This window comes from Pseudomonas sp. No.117, assembly GCF_054558395.1.
Map to the genome: position 1 here is coordinate 568,231 of NZ_BAAJNP010000004.1, position 18,697 is coordinate 586,927.

An 18,697-nucleotide genomic window follows, 5' to 3' on the forward strand; every position below is an offset into this window, starting at 1 on the left:
GGCTCCTAGCGGGAGGCGTCGTGGCGCCGGGCGAGTTGATTGAGGGTCAGCACCAGGAGGATCAGCAGGCCGGTGGCCACCTGTTGCCAATAGAAATTCCAACCCACCAGCAGCAGGCCATTGGCGGCCATCGCCAGCAGCAGCACGCCCAGCAGGGTGCCGGGCACATTGGGCCGACCATGGCGATTGAGGCTGGCGCCGATGAACACGGCGCCGATGCCGTTGATGAGATAGGCACTGCCCGAGAGTGGCACGTAGGCGTCGATGCGCAGCGCCAGCAGCATCCCCGCCACCGCCGCGGCCAGGGCGGTGGCCAGACAGGTCCAGAGCGCCAGGCGGCGTAGCGCCAGCCCCGAATAACGCGCCACCAGCGGCTGGCTACCCACGGCCAGCAACGCACGGCCCAGACGCCCGCGGGCCAGCACCAGGCCATAAACCCCAGCCAGCAGCAGTACCGTCCAGACCGCCGCCGGTACGCCGAGCCAGTTGCTCGCCGCCGGCCGGAACTCGGGTTTCAGATAGAGCGGCAGGCCACCTTCCGACAACAGCTGTTGCAGGCTGGTACCGATGAACAGCAGCCCCAGGCTGGCCAGAAAGGGCGACAGCCCCACCCCGGCCACCAGCAGGGCATTGGCCACGCCCACCAGCAGCCCGAGGCCCAGGCCACCGGCGAGCGCCACGGCCAGCGGCAAACCGGCGTTGAGCAAGGCGATGCAACCGAAGGCCGCCAGGTCCAGGGCGATACCCACCGAGAGATCGATGCCGCCTGCGGCGATGGCATAGGTCAGCCCCAGGGCCACCAACGCCGGTACCAGGCCATTGTTCAGCAGCAGGCTGAGCAGGTTGCCCTGGCTGAGAAAACCGGGCGCGGCCAGGGCGAAGACCACCACCAGGGTCAGGAACAGCAGTGGCAGCGCCAGGCGCAGGCCCGGGCGGCCGAGAGAGATCGTCGCGCTCATTGGCTGCCCTCCTGGCGCAGACTAGCCGCCGCTACCACCAGCAGGATCAGCGTGCCTTGCACGCCGTTGACCAGGAAACTACTCACCCCGAGCAACTGGAAGCCGTTACCGAGCATGCCCACCAGCAAGGCCGCCAACAGGGTGCCGCCGACACTGGGTTGCGAGCGCCAGGAAAACACCGTACCGAGAAAGGCGATGGCCACCACCGGCAGCAGTAACTCACCCGAACCCGGAGTACTGCCGCTGAACCAGGCGACCGATAGCAGTGCCGCGAGTCCCGCGCAGCCACCCGCCAGCAGGTAGCTGGAAAACACCAGGGTACGTACCGGCAAGCCGGCGGCCCGAGCCGCTTCGGGGTGGTCCCCCACTGCCGCCAGGCGCAGGCCATAGGGCGTATGTTGCAGCAGGACCGCCAGCACCAGGGCGCTGCCCAGCAGCACCCAACCCGCCGCCGGGATGCCGAGGAAACTGCCCATCCCGAGCAGGTCCAGCCAGGGCGTGCTGGCGGGCAGCACGGTGTTCTCGCTCAGCACCAGCTCCAGGCCGGCCACCACATTGAGACTGGCCAGGGTCGCCAGCAGCGGCGGCAGCCCCAGCAGGGTCACCGCCAGGCCGTTGACCGCCCCGACCAGCAGGCCGCAGGCGAGGGTCAGGCCGATCGCCACCGGCGCACCGTATCCCGCGTTGACCAGGGTCGCCTGGACCGCCGCGCAGAGGCCGAGATTGGCCGCCAGCGAAAGATCCAGGCCACCGGCCAGGACGTTGCCACCTCCGCCGACGATCACCAGGGTAAGGCCCAGCGCCAGGATGCCGGGAATGGCGGCCTGGGCGAGGATGTTGGCGAGATTGCCGGCCCCCAGGAACTCCGGCGCTCGCCAGGCGAACAGCGCGGCGATCACCGCGAAGGCCAGCAGCGCGCCGTGACGCCAGGGGTCCAGCCGCCCCGTCGGGACGGGTGCCGTCAAGAATTCAGGAGACGAGGCCAAGATCCGCCCTCCTCTCCAACTCCGCGACCGGTGCGACCGCGCCGGTCGCCGTGGCCAGCAGCTCCTCGGCGCTCAGCTCCCTGGCCGGACGCGCCGGTAGCAAGCGCCCGCGATGCATGACATGGATGCGGTCGCAGAGATTGAGCAACTCGGATAGATCCACCGAGAGGATCAGCACCCCGGCGCCCTGCTCCACCAGACGCGCGACCTGGCGATAGAGTTCGGCCCGCGCGGCGAGGTCGATGCCCACGCTGGGTTCGTCCAGCAGATAGAGCCTGGCGTCCCGTGCCAGCCATTTGCCCAGGGCGACCTTCTGCTGGTTGCCGCCACTGAGGTGGCGCACCGGCGTCTCCAGGTCCGGGGTACGGATGTCCAGCGCCTGGCGTAGCCGTAGTGCCGCCTGGCGCTCGGCGCCTGGCCGACGGAGACCGAACCAGCTGAAACGCTCCAGGGCGGCCAGGGTGAGATTCTCGGTCACGGTAAGGTCCAGGGCCACGCCCTGCTGCCGGCGATTCTCCGGCAACAGTGCCAGCCCCGCCCGCACCGCTGCCCGGGGCTGGGCGAAACGCTGCGGCCGGCCCTCCAGCAGCAATTCGCCCTCCGCCACCGGCAGCAGACCGAACAGGGTCTTCAGCAATTCCTTGGCGCCCGAGCCGACCAGGCCGGCCACGCCCACCACCTCGCCCCGGCGCACCTGCAGATCGACCTCGGCGAAGGCGCCCGGTCGACCGAGCCCGCGGGTCTCCAGCAGCACCTCGCCCGGCACCGCCTGCGCCTTGGGATAGGCCTCGCCGAGTTCCCGGTTGATCATCAACCGCGCCATGGCGGCCGCTGGTGTGACGCGGGGCTCGACCTCCGCCACCACCTGGCCACCCCGCAGCACCGTGGCGCGGTCACAGAGGCGTTCCACCTCCTGTAGGTAATGGGACACATAGAGCAAGGCAAGGCCCTGATCGCGCAACTGGCGCAGCAGCCCGAGCAGACGCTCCACCTCGCCATGAGCCAGGGCCACCGTCGGCTCGTCGAGCACCAGCACCCTGGGCGTGCCCAGCAGCGCCCGGCTGATCTGTAGCAGTTGCTGTTCGGCGCTGCTCAATTCCGCCACCCGGGTGCGCGCCCGGCATTGCAGATCGAAGCGCTCGGCCAGTAGCCGTTCCGCTTCGCGCTCCTGGCCACGACGATCCAGCAGCGGTCCACGGCGCCGCTCCTGACCGAAGAACAGCGCCTCGGCCAGGGTGAAGTTGGGCGGCAGCAACCGCTCCTGGTGGATGATGGACACCCCGCGCTGGGCCAACTCCCGTGGTCCGGCGCCAAGCAGCGACTGGCCCTCAAGGCGCAGGTCGCCGGCATCGGGCGTCACCAGGCCGCCGAGCACCTTGATCAGGGTCGACTTGCCGGCGCCGTTCTCGCCGATCAGGCCGTGGATCTCGCCGGCCCTCAGGGTCAGGTCGACACCGTCCAGCGCCTGGGTCGCCCCGTAGCGCTTGGCGATGCCGCGCAATTCGAGTACCGCCGTAATCATCGATCACCCCGCAGCGCCGCGACCTGGTCCAGATTGACCTTGGTGGTGAGCAGGGTCGGCACATGGGTTTCCTTGGGCAGGTCGCGGGCGCCGGCCAGGTAGCGGGCGACGTTCTGCACCGCGGTACGGCCCATCAGCGCCGGTTGCTGGGCGACCACCGCGCCTACCGGGCTGTCGTCGCGCTTGAGCAGCTCCAGCACCTCGGGGGTGCCGTCGACGCCGTAGGTCTTGATCTCGGTCCGCCCGGCCTCGATCAGCGCCTGGCTGGCGCCGAGCTGGGGAATGTCCCAGGCCGACCAGATGGCGGCGATGCTGCCCTTGGGATACTTGTTGAGCAGCGCCGCGATCTGCCCGCGCGCGTCCTGCACGGTGTTGGGTATCACATCGCGCAACTCGGGCTGGATGATCTTCAGCCCCGGATGGGCGTCCAGCACCTTGCGCAGCTCGGCGTAGCGGATGGCGCACACGGGAACGCCCTGGAAGCCGTTGAACACCAGGATGTTGCCTTGGCCACCGGTGTCCTTCGCCATCTGCTCGGCGAGCTCACGACCGGCCGCGGCGTTGTCGGAGGTGGTGTTGTTGAGGCTGTACTGGGACGGCGCGTCTATGGTGAACAGCGGGATACCGGCCGCCTTGATGCGTTTCAGCCAGGGATCTATCACGCTCAGGGTGCCGAGGGTCTGGATCACCGCATCCGGCTTCTGGGTCACCAGGGTCTGCAGCTGGGTCACCAGGTTCTTGTCGTTACGCCCGGCGTCCAGGGTGATGGGGGTACCGCCCAGCCGCTTGACCTCCTCCACCTGGGCCTGGAATGCCTTGAGATCGAAGTAGTGGCTGGTGCCGGTCATGCTGATGGCGATGCGCTTGCCAGCCAGCGAAGGGATCTCGTCGGCGGCGGCGAAGGCGGTAGTTGCCAGCAGCGGCAACAGCAACAGGGCGCGAAGCAGTGTGCGAAGAGCCATGAGAATCCTTTCTGTTCTAGTCGGTGATCGTCAGGTGGTGCTCGCCCAACAGGCGCTTGAGGTCGCGGGGTGCCGGGCCGGATGAGCGCTGCACGACGGTGTCGGACAGCCATTCGCGCTGCAGGTCGGCGGCGAGCTGGCGGGCACTGTCGGCCGCCAGGCGCGCCTGGATCTGCCGCACCGGTCCGTCATCAGCAGCACTGGCGCGTTGCAGGGCGCGCGCCGCGGCCAGGCGTACCTGCAGGTCGCCGACCGCGGCGATCACCAGGGGGTCGCGGGCGCGTGATGCCTTGGGCAGCGCCTGGCGCAGCTGCTCGAAAACCTGTTCGGCAAAGGTCAGCTCTGCCTGGGTGGCTAGGGCGAGATCGGTCATGGCATCAGTTCCAGGCGTGACGGGGCGGCTCGGCGCCGTTGAGCAGGTAGTTGCCGATGAGGTGGTATTTCCAGCGCACCGGATCGTGCAGCGTATGGGTGCGGGCATTGCGCCAGTGACGGTCATGGCCGAAGCGTTGCGAGACGCTGCGGGTGCCGCCCAGCTCGCACAGGCGGTTGGCCGCTGCTAGGGCAATCTCGGTCGAGGCCACCTTGGCCTGACCCACCACCACCGAGGCCTCGGCGACACTGGCCGCCGATGGCGCGGCCAGGGCCCTATCCACCGCCGTCCCCGCCTCTTCCAGCAGTACCTCGGCCGCGGCCAGGCGCCAGCTCAGGTCACCGATCAGGGCTTGGCTCAACGGATCCTGCCAGCCATGCTCAAGGCCGCTGTCGGTCCAGGGTCGGGCCTGGCGCGCCGCCGCCAAGGTCGCGGCGAAGGCGCCCCGGGCGATGCCGACATCCACCGCCGCCTGGATGATCTGGGACACCGGGCCATCCGCCGTGGGTCGCTCGAAGGCCTTCCAGGCCGGCAGCACCGCGCTGCGCGGTACGCTCACCCCCTTGAGCAACACGCGACCACTGGCGGTGGTGCGCTGGCCGAAGCCGTCCCAATCATCGATCACCGTCAGGCCGCCGGCGTCGCGCGGCACCAGGGCCAGATGCGCCAACCCTTCCTCGTCCAACGCCACCGTGGGCACCACATGGGCGAACAGCGCACCGGTGCAATAGGCCTTCTCGCCATCGATCCAGGCCGTGTCCCCGGTGAAGCGAATGCGCGTCTCGAACTGGGTGACGGTCTTGCTGCGCGCCTCGGAAAAGGCATTGCCGAAGCGATAGCCCTGGAGCACCAGGCCCAGGTAATGGCGCTGCTGCTCGGGAGACCCCGTCAGCAACAGGTTGTTGACCACCCCCAGGTGGTTCTGCGGCAACTGTCCCAGCGAGGGGTCGGCGGCGGAGATACGAGCGATGACCTCCGCCACCGTCCCGAAACCTACCCCGGCCCCACCGAAGGCTCGCGGGACGGTAATGGCCCAGAGGCCACTGGCGGAAAATCTATCCAGTTCGGCCCAGGGCAGCCGGCGCTCCTGGTCACGACTGCGCGCCTCCTGAGCGAAATCTTCCGCCAGGGCAGCGGCGGCATCGAGGGCCTCGGTAGCATCGCGCAGGACGACGGCGGGACGTGCCGGAGCAGCGCGGGGAATGGCATTGAGCGAAGGGGCAACGGCCATGCAGGGACTCCCATGAGGAAACCCTGTAGCCTGAGCACGGGCTGTGCCATCTCTGAAAATCCAGAACTGTCAGTCACTTACGAGTGGCTAGCCACTCTGCCGAGTGGCTAGCCAGACACTTCTGCCGATTCACTGTTGCGTTTCGGACAGTCTGGCCAATGCAGGGCGGTGCCTGCCACAGGAGGGGTCGCCGCCCCTCCCTGCCAGAAATGAGTCCTGTCACCCTGCTGCCGTTGTCGTGCCCGGACCTCGGCACCGCTCGATGAGGCCAAACAAGCAGCTCGAGCCACAGGGGCTGTCGCCTTGATTGCACCCTCGTCATGACCAGCGGCATTCAGCGGCCAGGTGTGCTGACGATTGTAGTGTGGCAGGGGCCCTTGCTATTCGACCCCTGAGAATTTCCTGCAGCTTTACGCGATTCATAAACTTTCAGCTTGTCACTCGAGTGCCAAAGCTTGATACAACCAATCTTCGAGGCTGGACTTTTCTCAGAACTTCACGGCAGGAGAAAGAAGGCATCCAAGGCCAACGCTATAATTAAATTAATCTCGACCGCTAACGCAAACCCATATCATTCGAACACTCATCCAGACTAACAACCAAATTTTTACGTGAAATTTACGGCGCTCAGCCCTTGGAAACCTTTAGCCTTGGGCGGGGCGTTCCAGACACTTAGCAAGTAGGCAAAGGCTAAAGTAAGACCAATAGCCGAGGAATTGATCTGCATAATAATTCACTACCGCTCAGGTCGAGTTTATTACCGCCCGGCTTTATTTACGCAGTATTGAAGTCAAGCGCCGAAAGATACCGCTTCGCTGATGTCCTAGCTTTCCGCATAGCATCGGCCAAACGCCAAGCGACCTTCTTTCGTACTGAGACTCTTCAATGAATCTTCTCGCTCCTGCGGTTTTCGTGATGAATCGCCTCCGGTTCTCCGCCAAGTTTGCCTGCCTGGCAGTCATCGTGCTGATACCCCTGCTCACCCTCAGTGGCTATCTCTACCAGGACATCCAGGAACAGCGGACGAGCCTGCAGCAGGAGGTGCAGGGGCAACGCTTCATGACCGCCCTGGTGCCCGTGCTGCGCGCGAGCATGCTGCAGCGCGCCCTCACCAAGAGGTTGCAGGAGGGTGACACCTCGGCACAGGCCGATTGGCAGAGCAATCGCGATTCATTGGCCCAGGCCTACGACCGCCTGGACCAACTGGACCGCGAGCTGGGCAAGGCGCTTGAAACGGGTGATCGCCTGGGCCAGTTGCGCTCGGCATCCGATCGCCTGGTAAAGGGCATGGCGGCCACGCCAACCCAGGTATTCGAAGCCTGGAACGAGCAGGTGACCAACATCCTGAACCTGTTCTACTACGTGTCGGCCACCTCCGGCCTGGCGCTGGACTCCGACTACAACAGCCTGTTCCTCATCGACCTGACGTCGCTGCGCCTGCCGCGGGAAATCAACCTGGTCGGCCAGTTGCGCGGTCTCGCCTCCGGCCTGAGCGCCACCGGAACCTTCGACGAGGCCAGTCTGAACGTGGCCCGTAGCGTGCTGCGCCAGGAAAAACAGGCCGCGGATGAGTTGGCTCAGAGTCTCGCCCTGCTGGCTCGCCAGGGCCCGGAGTTGACGCAGCAACTGAATACCTCCCTCAGTCAAGCGGCAGGCGACTATGCCGGATTCCGCCAGGGCTTGCTGTCGGTCATAGACGGCCAGCCTTCGGTAGCAGCCCGAGCCCTGGGGGGCCAGGGCAATGCCGTCGTGGCGCGTTATTTCGAGGTACAGGGCCAGGCGCAAGGCATGCTGACGCAGTTGCTCGCCGAGCGCCTGACGCAGCAGAGCAGGCTGCTCGATCTCGTGGTGGGAGGCATCGTGGGCGTGCTGCTGCTGCTGACCTATGCCCTCGCCGGCATCTATTCCGCCCTGCGCCAAGGTATCACCGAGCTGGTGAAGGTCACCGCCAGCGCTGCCGCAGGCGACCTCAGTAGCCGGGTAGTGCTACGGGGTCGAGATGAAATCGCCGATATCGGTCGTGGCCTGAACACCATGCTGGACGCCTTCGGCCGCTCGCTGCTTGAGGTCGACCGAGCCTCCGACGCCGTGGCGAATGCCTCCCACCAGTTGGCAGGATCCATCGGCGCCGCCCGGCGCACACTGCAGTCCCAGCAAGCGGAGACCGATCAGGTGGCAACGGCCATCACCGAAATGACGGCGAGCGTGGCCGAGGTCGCCCGCAATACCGAGGGCGCTGTAGCGGCGGCTCACCAGGCAGAACAGGCCACTCGCGGCGGCTCCCAGGTCATGCAGAAAACCCAGAGCGCGATCGAGCTACTCGCTGCCGAGGTGGACCTTACTGCGACCAAGGTAGCGGACTTGGAAACCCATAGCCAAGCCATAGGCGGGGTTATCGCCGTGATCCGCAATATTGCCGAACAGACCAACCTCCTCGCCCTCAACGCCGCCATCGAGGCGGCCCGGGCCGGCGAACAGGGCCGCGGGTTTGCCGTGGTCGCCGACGAGGTCCGGACGCTCGCTTCTCGTACCCAGACCTCGACCGAAGAGATCCGGCAGATCATCGAGCAACTGCAGGAGGCTACCAGCGACGCGGTCGCCCAGATGCAGGCCAGTCGTACCCATGCGCTAGGTGGCGTGGAAGCAGCCGTACAGGCAACCGCCAGCCTGGCCAGCATAGGCTCGGCCGTGGACCTCATCGTCGACATGAACGTACAGATCGCCAGTGCCGCGGAGCAACAGGCTGCCGTGGCGGAAGACATCAACCGCAATACCACGGAAATACGCACTACCACCGTCCAGGTGCTGGGCGGAATCGAGTCCGACGCCGGCACGGCCGATCGGTTGGCCACGCTCTCCCAAGAACTGCGCGGCGTCGTAGCACGTTTTCGCCTCAGCGCCTGAGTGGGTTCGGCTGACACCGAGGCAGCTATCGCTCGGCTCCGACCTCTAGGCAATTTGCCACCGGGATGCTGCTGGCATCGGCAGCATTTCGAAGAAGATTCTCCTCGGGGTTGCTGGGGCGAGCACCTGGGACGAAAGGTGACAAAGACGGGCATGGGGCAACTGCCTGCCTTGCGCGATCAGCCTGGCGCAGCGCCTGGGATGTCGGTCGAAACAGCCGCGCATCCACGGCGTCGGTCCCGCCAGCACTCAGGGATTTGTTAACGGAAAAGGGAATGCCAATGTCATTCGTGTTCTACGCCTCGAACAAGCTTGAGGACTGGTGTGGCAAGCGGCCGGCAAGCCAGCGAAGGGTCATCGGCGCTTCCGCTTCCCCTCCTCGGGCCTTCGCCTTGCAGAATGGACACCCTGCCCAGTTTCTTCAGGAGGCCGCGGGATGCCCAGCCTAAAACTCTATACCAACGAGGACGCACGACTCCGGGCGCTTGCGGAATATGACCTGGCGAATGGCAATTTCGGCCAGTCACTCGATCACCTCGTCGAGGTCACGTCACGGCTCTTCGACGTGCCCATGGCCTTCATCTCCATCGTCGAACGGGAGCGCCAGGTATTCCAGGCCAGGGTAGGCATCGTGGCCTGCGAAACGGATCGGGGCATCGCCTTCTGCTCCCACACCATCGAGCACGATGACGCCATGGTCATCCTGGATGCTCATCTGGACCCACGCTTCTGCAACAATCCTTTGAGCCGCGGTGAACCCCATATCCGCTTCTATGCGGGCGTCCCGCTGCGGTCGCCGACGGGACAGGCCATAGGCACCCTGTGCGTGGCGGATAGCTGGCCGAGAAATCAGTTCAGCGAAGACGATCTGCAAACGCTCAAGGACCTCGCACAACTGGTCATGGACGCCTTCGAAGCACGGCGGCTCGAAGTGGCGGGCAAGATCGGTCAGACGCGCTTCGAGCAGATAGCCAATACCTCCCCCGATGGCATCGTCTGCGCCGATGCGGAGGGCCGGATCACCTTCTGGAATCGAGCGGCGGAAAAGCTGTTCGGTTATACCCGGGAAGAGTCCCTGGGGCGCGACATAGAACTCATCGTTCCGCCGGCCATGCGCAACCAACACGGTAGCGGACTGAAGAAGGTCGCACAGGGGCGAGAGCCACGGCTGATAGGAAAAACCATCGAATTACCAGCCCTGCACAGGGACGGGACGGAAATCTTCGTCGAGCTGTCGCTTTCCACCTGGTTCGAACAGGACGAGGCGGCCTTCGGCGCCATCTTTCGCGACATCCGCGAACGCCGCAAGAACGAGGAAAAGCTCTTCAAGCTGGCGTACCTCGATCCGCTGACCCAATTGCCCAATCGCAGCGTACTCAAGCAGCGCATCGCCGAACTGGCGACCGCTGGCCGGCCGTTTGCGGTCATGATGCTGGATCTCGACGAATTCAAGCAGGTGAATGATTCCTTCGGTCATCCGACCGGCGACGTCATCCTGCGTAGCGCCGCGAAACGCGTGCTGCAATGCGTCCGTCCGGCGGATACCGTGTGTCGAATGGGGGGCGATGAATTCGCCATCATCCTCACTGACGTTCACTCCATCGACGACGCCACCGCCAAGGCCGACAAGATCATCGCCTTGATGACCGAGCCCTTCAATCATGAGGATCAGCTGCTCTACCTGGGCGCCAGCATCGGCATAACCCTGTGCCCTGAAGACAGCCTGGAGCCCGACGAACTCATCTCCAACGCCGACATGGCGCTCTACGAAGCGAAGATAGCGGGTCGCAACAGATTCGAACGCTATGCCGCCAGCTTGCGCCTGCAGGCGTCGACGGCCCGCACCCTGAGGCAGGAACTGCGGCTGGCGGTGCAGCGCCACGAATTCGAGCTTCACTATCAACCCCAGGTCAGCCTGACGACTGGCCGCCTGATAGGGGCCGAGGCGCTGCTACGTTGGCGACACCCCACGCGTGGCCTCGTCTATCCGGGCGATTTCCTTGGCGAACTGGAAAAGATGCCCGATGCCCTCAACGTCGGCTGGTGGATCTTGAACCAGGCGTTGCAGGACGCCAGCAGCTGGCGCCAACGGGCGTCCCCGGCCTTCCGCATGGCCGTCAACCTGTTCGGGGCGCAATTGAACGCCAGGGAGCTCGAGCTCGAGGTGGCGTGTGCGCTGGAACGAGCGAGCCTACCCGCCTCGGCGCTGGAACTGGAGATCACCGAAAACATCAGCCTTCCTTCGGACTGCGACGCCATACCACGACTTAAGCGGCTCAAGGCCATGGGCGTCAGCATAGCCTTCGATGACTATGGCACCGGCTACGCTTCGCTGAGCCTGCTGAAGCACTTTCCGATCAACAAGCTGAAGATCGATCGAAGCTTCATCATGAACATGGTGTCCTCACCCGCTGATGCGACGATCATCAAAGCCATCCTGGCGATGGGCAAGGGACTGGGCATGAGCGTACTCGCCGAAGGTATCGAAACCTCGGCGGAACTCTTCCACCTGCAGCGCAACGGCTGCCAGGAAGGCCAGGGCTATTTCTTCGGCAAACCCCTACCCGCTGCTGCCTTCGAACAGGAGTGTCTTGGCAAGGATTTCTTCAACAGCCTCACGCGAATCTACTGCTGAAGCGCTCAGCAGCTGGCTGCCGAAGCCTGCGGCAGCCACTCGCAGGCCGCTGAGGCCTTGCCAAGACGTTCAGCAAGGCGCGAGCAGCCAACGCCCCGCGGATGCGGTCTACCTGGGCGACACCCGGCTCCTGCAACCACCGGAACCCGCTACCCTCTGAGTTCAACCAGCTGAACTCAGCATCTCGCTGATCTTGTTGGCCAGCGCCTCGATGGCGAAGGGTTTGGTGATGATCTCCATGTTGGCGGCGAGATAACCGCTCACGTTGGAGCCTTCCGCATAGCCGGTGACCAGCAACACCTTGAGCCCCGAACGCTGGGTCTGCGCCAGATCGGCCAGCTGCCGGCCGTTCATGCCAGGCAATCCGACATCAGAAATCATCAGGTCGATGCGCTGGCGGCTTTCCAGCAGAGGAATCGCCTCCTGGGCATTCGCCGCTTCGAGGGTCTGATAGCCGAGCTCACCCAGCACCTCGACGATGAGCGAGCGCACCACGGCTTCATCCTCCACCACCAACACCACCTCGCCCCCACCCAAGGGTGCGGCCTTGCTCTCCTCGACCGCCAGGCCAGCCAGGTCACCGCCATGGCAAGGCATGTACAGCTGCACGCAGGTACCCTTGCCTGGCTCGGAAAGGATACGCACCGCACCGCTGGCCTGGCGCATGTAGCCATAGACCATGGACAGCCCCAGCCCCGTGCCCTGGCCGATGGGCTTGGTGGTGTAGAAGGGCTCGAAGACCTTGGCCAGCACCTCCGCGGTCATGCCCACGCCGGTGTCGGACACGGTGAGCATCACGTAGTCGCCTTCCGCGAGCTCCATGGCCGCGCCCTCCTCCGCCGATAGCTGCACGGCCGCCGTGGCGATGGTGATGGTGCCGCCGTCCGGCATGGCATCGCGGGCATTGATGGCCAGGTTGATCACCGCACTTTCCAACTGGTTGGCATCCATGCGTACCAGCGAGAGGCCGGCGGCCAACTGGGTGCGGATGACGATGTCTTCCCGGGTGGTGCGGTGCAGCAGATCCTCCAGCGAGGCCACCAAGGGATTGACCTCGATCGGCTTGAGGTCGAGGGTCTGCCGCCGGGAAAAGGCCAGCAGGCGCTGGGTGAGCGCAGCGGCGCGCTGGGCCGAGGTCACCGCCGCCGTGATGTAGCGCTCGTCATTAGCGGCCTCGCCACTGCGGCGACGACGCTGCATCAACTCCAGGCTGCCGATGATACCGGTGAGCAGGTTGTTGAAGTCGTGGGCGATGCCGCCGGTGAGCTGGCCGACCGCTTCCATCTTCTGCGCCTGGTGCAGGGTATCTTCGACCCGGGAGCGCTCCGCCACCTCCGCGACGACCCGGGCTTCGAGGGTCTCGTTGAGTTCGAACAAGGCCTTCTCCGCCTGCTTGCGGGCAGTGATGTCCGCGCAGGTACCCGTCACGTAGGATGGCCTGCCCGCGGCGTCGCGAAAGACCTTGCCCTTGCTCAATAGCCACTGGTTCTGGGCGCCACGGCTCAGGCGAAACTCCACCGCGAAGTCCTTGCCGTGCACGCAATCCATCAGCGAGCGTCGTACTGCGGCGCGATCCTCGGGATGGACGAAATCGAGGAAGCGTTCGATCGGCTCGTAGGTCAGGACGTCCGGCAAGCCGAACAGCTGCTGCAGGGCGCTATCGCAGTAGAACCGCTGTTCGTCGAGGTACCAGTCGAAGATGCCGGCCTCGGAGGCCAGGAGCGCTGCACGAAAGCGCTCGTCGGCTACCTGTGGGGTAGCGCCTGGACGTTGCTGCGTCAGCACCTGTTCGGTGACGTCTTCGGTCTGGTGGATGATGTAGCGGACTTCACCCTGGTCATCCAGTACCGGGACGTTCAGCGGACTCCAGTAACGGACCTCGAAACCACCGCCTGCGCCGGCGGGTCGGGGAATGTCGTATTTGGTAATGGCCATGCGGTCCGGCTCGCGGGTGAGCTGCACCCGCTCCAGCGACGCTCTCAGGACGCCTGCACCGAAATCCGCCTGACCATCCGGGTTGCGGCCGAACACCTCGAAAATCGACCGCCCGATACAGTCTTCCCGCCGGGTATGGGTGCCGCGAAGGCGTCCCTCGTTAGCCGCGACCATGATGAAATCCGGGCCCGGCGAAAGCACCAGGACCAGATGAGGAAGGGCTTCGAACAAGAGCTTGAAGTTTGGATCTTGACTCATGGATTCCTGCACAGGTGTGGACTGCGCCGAGCGCACGGGGACCGCTTCGAAGGCAGGCCAGGCCTCGAAACCTTGCGATCTTTGGTCTTTCTATGGAGAGCGCCCATCGGGCGCAGTTCAACCAGGGAGATGGAGGGCCATCCCTCGGCTTGACGCCCGCGAGCCATGGCCGCACGCCGTCCCTGGACTGGCGGCCAACGAAACCAATGGGCCGTGCTCGGCGGTCGAGCGAAGCGACTCCCGGGCTACCGATGCGCTCCGAAAGGCTTTCCAGAGAGCCAACCTATCCGATAAGAGCCGCTGCTCTGCGATGAGTAGCACGCCCGCGCCCTGGCCCATTACGGGCGACAGACGTCGTCGTAAGGCGGCAGCGGATCCATGATTCCAGGCCCCCTCTCGTACTGGACTCCGAGGTTGCGGCTGCGGATCGCGCCAATCCCTGCAGCCGTTGGCGGAGCCCGCGAATCGCGTGCCCTGGCCCTTCACCCGCGCCTCCCACTGGTACTGGCTTTCAGGCGTCTCGCAGCCTTCCCAGGTGCCCCGTCAGCATCGTGGCCACCGTTCGACAGGTGCTTTCCGCGGGGAGCGCCTCATCGAACAGCAACTCCACGGTGGAGTGGAAGAACTCGACCACGATCCGCGCGACCTGGGCGATTTCCGCCGGCGGTACGCCAGGTAGCAACGCCATCAGCGCCTCGGCCTGCTGCGCCGCCACCCGGCGGTGCGAGTCGAGTCGCACATGCTCCAGCGACGGCACGGCGCGCAGGGCCTTGAGGATCCACATGCCGCCGGCGGTTTCCGCCGTGACGCCATAGGTGTCCAGCAGCAAATCGGTCAGGGCGTCTTCCACCCTCTCCAAAGGACCGGCCAGCAGCTCGGCGTTGATCCTTATCGCGATCTGCGCATTCTGCTTTTCCAGCAGGCGTCGTCCGAGCTCTTCCAGCAGCGCGTACTTGTTGGGGAAGTAGCGGTACAGCGCCGGCGGCGTCAGCCCCGCGCACTCACACACCAGATTGGTCGACAGCCGTTCGATGCCGACTTGGCAGAGCACCTCTGCCGCCGCCGCCAGGATGCGTTCGTAGGTTTCCGCCGCGCGCTGCTGGCTGGGGCGGGCCTTGGGCGTGGCGTGGGAGGGAGAGACAGGTTCTTTGGCGACCATGAAAAGCTCTCTGGCAGGACGAAAAAACACCTTGATAGGCAGCGGAATGATAGTTATAACTATCGTGTAGCGATAACTATCATAACAGCATCACCCCATGCTTTCTCTGCCTCCAGCCACAACCAGAACAAACAGCAGGAGCCTCCACCATGAAAATCTCTTTAACGCTCGTCGTTGCCTTGCTGGCCTTGCCAGTCGCCCTGGTGCAGGCCGCCGAATCGACACCCGTTCAGGGCCTTTGGCTCAGTGCCGACCAGGGCGCCGCGGTCAAGGTAATGCCCTGTCCGGACAACGCCAGCGCCCTGTGCGGCACCATCGTCTGGGACAAGGACGCCGGCAATGCTCATGACACCTGTGGCACCCGCATCTTCCAGATGAGCCGGGACGACGGTGGCACCTGGCGCGACGGCTGGGTATTCGATCCGCGCGATGGCAAGAAATACAAGGGCTACGTCCGCCGCAAGGGCGACGATCTGAACATCCGCGCCTACGTCGGCACCGAGGTGCTCGGCAAGACCGAACAGCTCACCCCCCTGAGCGCCCTGCCCGCCAGCCCGCGCTGCAGCTAACCCTCGCAAGGAGCGACCCCATGACTCTATGCAATCACCGCGCGCCGGCGGCGGCCCTGCTGTGCCTGGCGATCCTGGGCACCACGGCCCAGGCCGACGACGACTTGGCCAGCTATGCCCTGACCATCACCCCGCGCCTGCTTTCAGATGTGCGCAACCGCAGCATCTCGGATTCCCTCAACCAGCCGGGCGCCAAGGTCACCGTGGAATTCGCCCATGAGAGCGGCCTGATCGGCCTGGCCGAATTCGGTACCGTGAACAAGAAGCAGTTCATCGACGGCGATGGCGCCAACGTGCTGCTGGCCGGTGGTTACCGCTTCGGCGATCCCGAGGCCTGGCATTTCGGCGTGGGCCTGGCGGGCGAATTCTTCCCGGGCGCCCATTTCAAGGCGCCCAGCCGCATCGACCCGGATACCGGCGCCCCGGACGGCTATCGCAGCACCAATTACAACAGCCAGTTCGCCGTGCTGGAAATCGGCTACGGCGCCCTGCAAGGCCGGATCCTCAACGTCCTGTCGGAAAACTATCGCGGCGCCAATACCCCCGGCGTCTGCGGTGCCCAGCTGCAATTCAACCCGGACCCCACCAAGGGCCTGGAATGCTACGCGAAGGGCGACCACGACTCCCGCGGCAGCCTGCTCTACGACCTCGACTATCGCTACGAGCTGACGCCGCGCACCAGCCTCAAGCTGCATGCCGGCTACCAGCAGATCCGCAACTTCTCCGAGGCCAACTTCAGCGATTACGGCGTTGGCCTGGTGCATAAACGCTGGGGCTTCGACTTCGGGCTGGACTATGTGAGTCCCCATACCCGCGCCCGCGAACTCTACATCGCCGAAGACGGCGACCATCAGCGCACCACGGACGAGGCCCGCTGGGTGCTGTCCGTGGCCCGCCCCTTCTGAGTCGCCGCCCATGAAACCGCACGTCTTCGCCATACCGCCGGCCCCCGTCCAGGCCACCGCCCTCGACGGGCTGGTGCTGGTGGTGGATCTCGGCACCTCGGGGTGCAAGAGCGCGCTGGTCACCCTGGGTGGCGAGGTGGTCGCCTGGACCTTCCATGGCGTCACCCTGCACGTCGAGGGCCACAGCGCCGAACAGGACCCGGAGGACTGGTGGCAGGCGTTCCTGCGCGGTGCCGGCGAACTGTTGAGCGCGGATCCAGCGCGGCGCCGGCGGGTGGTGGCGGTCTGCTGCTCCACCCAGACCGAAGGCACGGTGTGCGTCGATGCCCAGGGCCAGGCGCTGGGGCGGGCCCTGCTCTGGCTGGACATGCGCGGCGCCGAGTCGGTGGCGCGGCGGGTCGGCGGTGGCCGACTGAAGGTGGCGGGCTACTCACCCTTTAAGCTGTGGCGCTGGATCCGCCTGACCGGCGGCGCGCCCTCGCTGTCGGGGAAGGATTCGGCGGGCCACATCGCCTATCTGCAGGACCACCAGCCGGAACGCTATGAGCGCACGGTGAAGTTTCTCAACGTCCTCGACTTCATGAATCTGCGCCTGACCGGCCGCTGCTGCGCCACCGCCGATTCCATCTGCACCGCCTGGATCACCGACAACCGCGATTCGCGCCAGGTGAAGTACGACGCCGGGCTGATCCGCACCCTCGGCTTCGATCGCGACAAGCTGCCCGACCTGGTGGACTCGGCCGAGGTGATCGGCACCCTCCGGACAACGGTAGCCGACCAGCTCGGCCTGCCGCGCAGCACCCCGGTGGTCGCCGGCTCGGTCGATACCTCGGCGGTGGCGGTGGGCTCGGCCGTGGAGGACTTCGCCCCGCATCTCTACCTGGGTACCTCCTCCTGGCTCGGCGCCCATGTGCCCTTCAAGAAGTCCGATGTCTTGCGGCACATGGCGGCGGTACCCAGCGCGGTCAAGGGCCGCTACCTAGCCATGGCGCTGCAGACCGCAGCGGGCGCCAATCTGTCCTTCCTGCGCGATAAGGTGCTCTATCACCCGGACGAGTTGCTCAGTGACGAACAGCATCCGGATCTCTATGCCCTGCTCGACCGCATCGCCGCCCGGGTGCCGGCCGGCGCCCGGGGCCTGCTCTACACCCCGTGGCTCTACGGCGAGCGCAGCCCGGTAGACGACCCCAGCCTGCGCGCGGCCCTGATCAATCTGTCCTTGGAGCATACCCGCGAGGACATCATCCGCGCCTTCCTCGAAGGCGTGGCGCTCAATACCCGCTGGATGCTCGAACCCTTCGACCGCTTCCTCGGCCGTCGCCCGGAGCGGATCACCGCGGTCGGCGGGGGCGCCCAGTCCAATCTCTGGTGCCAGATCATGGCCGACGTCACGGGTCAGGTGATCGCCCAGCCCGATGCCCCCATCCAGGCCAATGCCCGGGGTTCGGCCTATATCGCCGCCGCCGGGATCGGCGCCCTCGCCTTCAGCGACGTGCCCGACCTGCAACGGGCGCCGCGGCTGTACCAACCCTGTCCCCAGGCACGCGCACGCTACGACGACAGCTACGCCACCTTCCTCGAAGTCCGCCGCCGCCTGGCACCGCTGTACCGGCGACTCAACCCCAACCAGGGAGCCCGACCATGAGCGATACCCTCGAACTGCGCGAGCAGGTAGTGGACCTGTGTTCGCACCTGGTGCGCCGCGGCTTCTTCGCCGCCACCGGCGGCAACCTGGCGTTGCGCCTGGACGCCGAGCGCATCGCGGTGACGCCTTCCGCCCTCGACTACTACGAGATGCGCGCGGAGGACGTCTGCATCCTGCGCCTGGCGGATCTGCACCAGCTCGAGGGCGATCGCGCGCCCTCGGTGGAAACCGGCCTGCACGCCCGGGTGCTGCGGCGCTTTCCGGCGGCGGGGTGCAGCCTGCATACCCACCAGCCGCTGGCCAGCGCCTGCACCCTCCTGGGTAGCGCCCTGACCGTCGACGACCCCGAGCGTTGGCCCGACCTGGGCCGGCGCCTACCGCTGGTGGGCTACGCGCCGTCGGGCACCGGTTGGCTGGCCCGGCTGCTGGATCGCGCCCTGACCGCCGAGAGCCCGGCCTACCTGCTGCGCAATCACGGGGTGCTCTGCTACGGCGTCACCGCCAGCCAGACCCTGGCGGTGCTGGAGCAGCTGGAAGGCTTCTGCCAGCACCACCTCACCCAGCGCATCACCGATCGTCCCGGTATCCCCGCCGCCGACAGCCTGGCTCGCCAGCGCCTGCTGGCCACCCTGTCCGCCTCCTCCCCGTCCTGAG

The 18,697-nt window shown here is 65.8% G+C and carries 14 protein-coding genes and 1 pseudogene; 7 read left to right on the forward strand and 8 right to left on the reverse strand.

Annotated features, from left to right (window positions below; translation table 11 throughout):
• Window positions 1-5 precede the first annotated feature (5 nt).
• Genes ACYJP6_RS12505 through ACYJP6_RS12530 form a run of 6 tightly spaced genes read right to left on the reverse strand, consistent with a single transcriptional unit; the run spans window position 6 to window position 6,033 of the window.
• Window positions 6-959: an ABC transporter permease gene (locus ACYJP6_RS12505; RefSeq protein ID WP_459475293.1), complete on the reverse strand. Its 954-nt coding sequence runs from the start codon at window positions 957-959 to the stop codon at window positions 6-8.
• Window positions 956-1,945, reverse strand: a complete 990-nt coding sequence (locus ACYJP6_RS12510) for an ABC transporter permease (protein ID WP_459475294.1) — start codon at window positions 1,943-1,945, stop codon at window positions 956-958. Before ACYJP6_RS12510 ends, ACYJP6_RS12505 begins: the two co-directional genes overlap by 4 nt.
• The gene (locus ACYJP6_RS12515) at window positions 1,929-3,467 is read right to left on the reverse strand and encodes a sugar ABC transporter ATP-binding protein (RefSeq protein ID WP_459475295.1); all 1,539 of its coding nucleotides are present in this window, start codon (window positions 3,465-3,467) and stop codon (window positions 1,929-1,931) included. The genes ACYJP6_RS12510 and ACYJP6_RS12515 overlap by 17 nt, the downstream gene beginning before the upstream one ends.
• Entirely contained in the window at window positions 3,464-4,429 is a 966-nt protein-coding gene (locus ACYJP6_RS12520; protein WP_459475296.1) for a sugar ABC transporter substrate-binding protein, read from the reverse strand. The genes ACYJP6_RS12515 and ACYJP6_RS12520 overlap by 4 nt, the downstream gene beginning before the upstream one ends.
• A gap of 16 nt (window positions 4,430-4,445) precedes the next feature.
• A complete protein-coding gene (locus ACYJP6_RS12525) occupies window positions 4,446-4,802 on the reverse strand; it encodes a hypothetical protein (protein ID WP_459475298.1) in 357 nt (118 codons plus the stop codon).
• A gap of 4 nt (window positions 4,803-4,806) precedes the next feature.
• On the reverse strand, window positions 4,807-6,033 hold the full coding sequence (locus ACYJP6_RS12530) for an SfnB family sulfur acquisition oxidoreductase (protein ID WP_459475299.1): 1,227 nt from the start codon (window positions 6,031-6,033) through the stop codon (window positions 4,807-4,809).
• A 1,788-nt stretch (window positions 6,034-7,821) separates the two neighbouring features.
• Between ACYJP6_RS12530 and ACYJP6_RS12535 the strand changes: the two are divergent.
• The 3 genes and pseudogenes from ACYJP6_RS12535 to ACYJP6_RS12545 form a co-directional block, all read left to right on the forward strand.
• Window positions 7,822-8,067 (forward strand): annotated as a pseudogene (locus ACYJP6_RS12535) (HAMP domain-containing protein); the annotation flags it as partial.
• 159 nt (window positions 8,068-8,226) lie between these two features.
• Entirely contained in the window at window positions 8,227-8,937 is a 711-nt protein-coding gene (locus ACYJP6_RS12540; RefSeq protein WP_459475375.1) for a methyl-accepting chemotaxis protein, read from the forward strand.
• Window positions 8,938-9,259: 322 nt separating this feature from the next.
• Entirely contained in the window at window positions 9,260-11,572 is a 2,313-nt protein-coding gene (locus ACYJP6_RS12545; protein WP_459475300.1) for a putative bifunctional diguanylate cyclase/phosphodiesterase, read from the forward strand.
• Between the two features lie 162 nt (window positions 11,573-11,734).
• Here ACYJP6_RS12545 and ACYJP6_RS12550 read toward each other — a convergent pair whose 3' ends face one another.
• Together ACYJP6_RS12550 and ACYJP6_RS12555 are read right to left on the reverse strand one after the other, a co-directional pair.
• Window positions 11,735-13,765: an ATP-binding protein gene (locus ACYJP6_RS12550; protein ID WP_459475301.1), complete on the reverse strand. Its 2,031-nt coding sequence runs from the start codon at window positions 13,763-13,765 to the stop codon at window positions 11,735-11,737.
• A 511-nt stretch (window positions 13,766-14,276) separates the two neighbouring features.
• Complete coding sequence (locus ACYJP6_RS12555; protein WP_459475303.1) at window positions 14,277-14,924, reverse strand: TetR/AcrR family transcriptional regulator; 648 nt, start codon at window positions 14,922-14,924, stop codon at window positions 14,277-14,279.
• Between the two features lie 149 nt (window positions 14,925-15,073).
• Here ACYJP6_RS12555 and ACYJP6_RS12560 point away from each other — a divergent pair, with 149 nt between their 5' ends.
• From ACYJP6_RS12560 to ACYJP6_RS12575, 4 genes are read left to right on the forward strand one after another with little or no spacing between them, the layout of a single operon-like run.
• The gene (locus tag ACYJP6_RS12560) at window positions 15,074-15,493 is read left to right on the forward strand and encodes a DUF2147 domain-containing protein (RefSeq protein ID WP_459475304.1); all 420 of its coding nucleotides are present in this window, start codon (window positions 15,074-15,076) and stop codon (window positions 15,491-15,493) included.
• Window positions 15,494-15,513: 20 nt separating this feature from the next.
• Window positions 15,514-16,398 (forward strand): TorF family putative porin, encoded by an 885-nt coding sequence (locus tag ACYJP6_RS12565; protein ID WP_459475305.1) that lies wholly within the window; start codon window positions 15,514-15,516, stop codon window positions 16,396-16,398.
• Between the two features lie 10 nt (window positions 16,399-16,408).
• Entirely contained in the window at window positions 16,409-18,043 is a 1,635-nt protein-coding gene (locus ACYJP6_RS12570) for a xylulokinase (protein ID WP_459475306.1), read from the forward strand.
• Window positions 18,040-18,696, forward strand: a complete 657-nt coding sequence (locus tag ACYJP6_RS12575) for a class II aldolase/adducin family protein (RefSeq protein WP_459475307.1) — start codon at window positions 18,040-18,042, stop codon at window positions 18,694-18,696. The genes ACYJP6_RS12570 and ACYJP6_RS12575 overlap by 4 nt, the downstream gene beginning before the upstream one ends.
• Window position 18,697 lies beyond the last annotated feature (1 nt).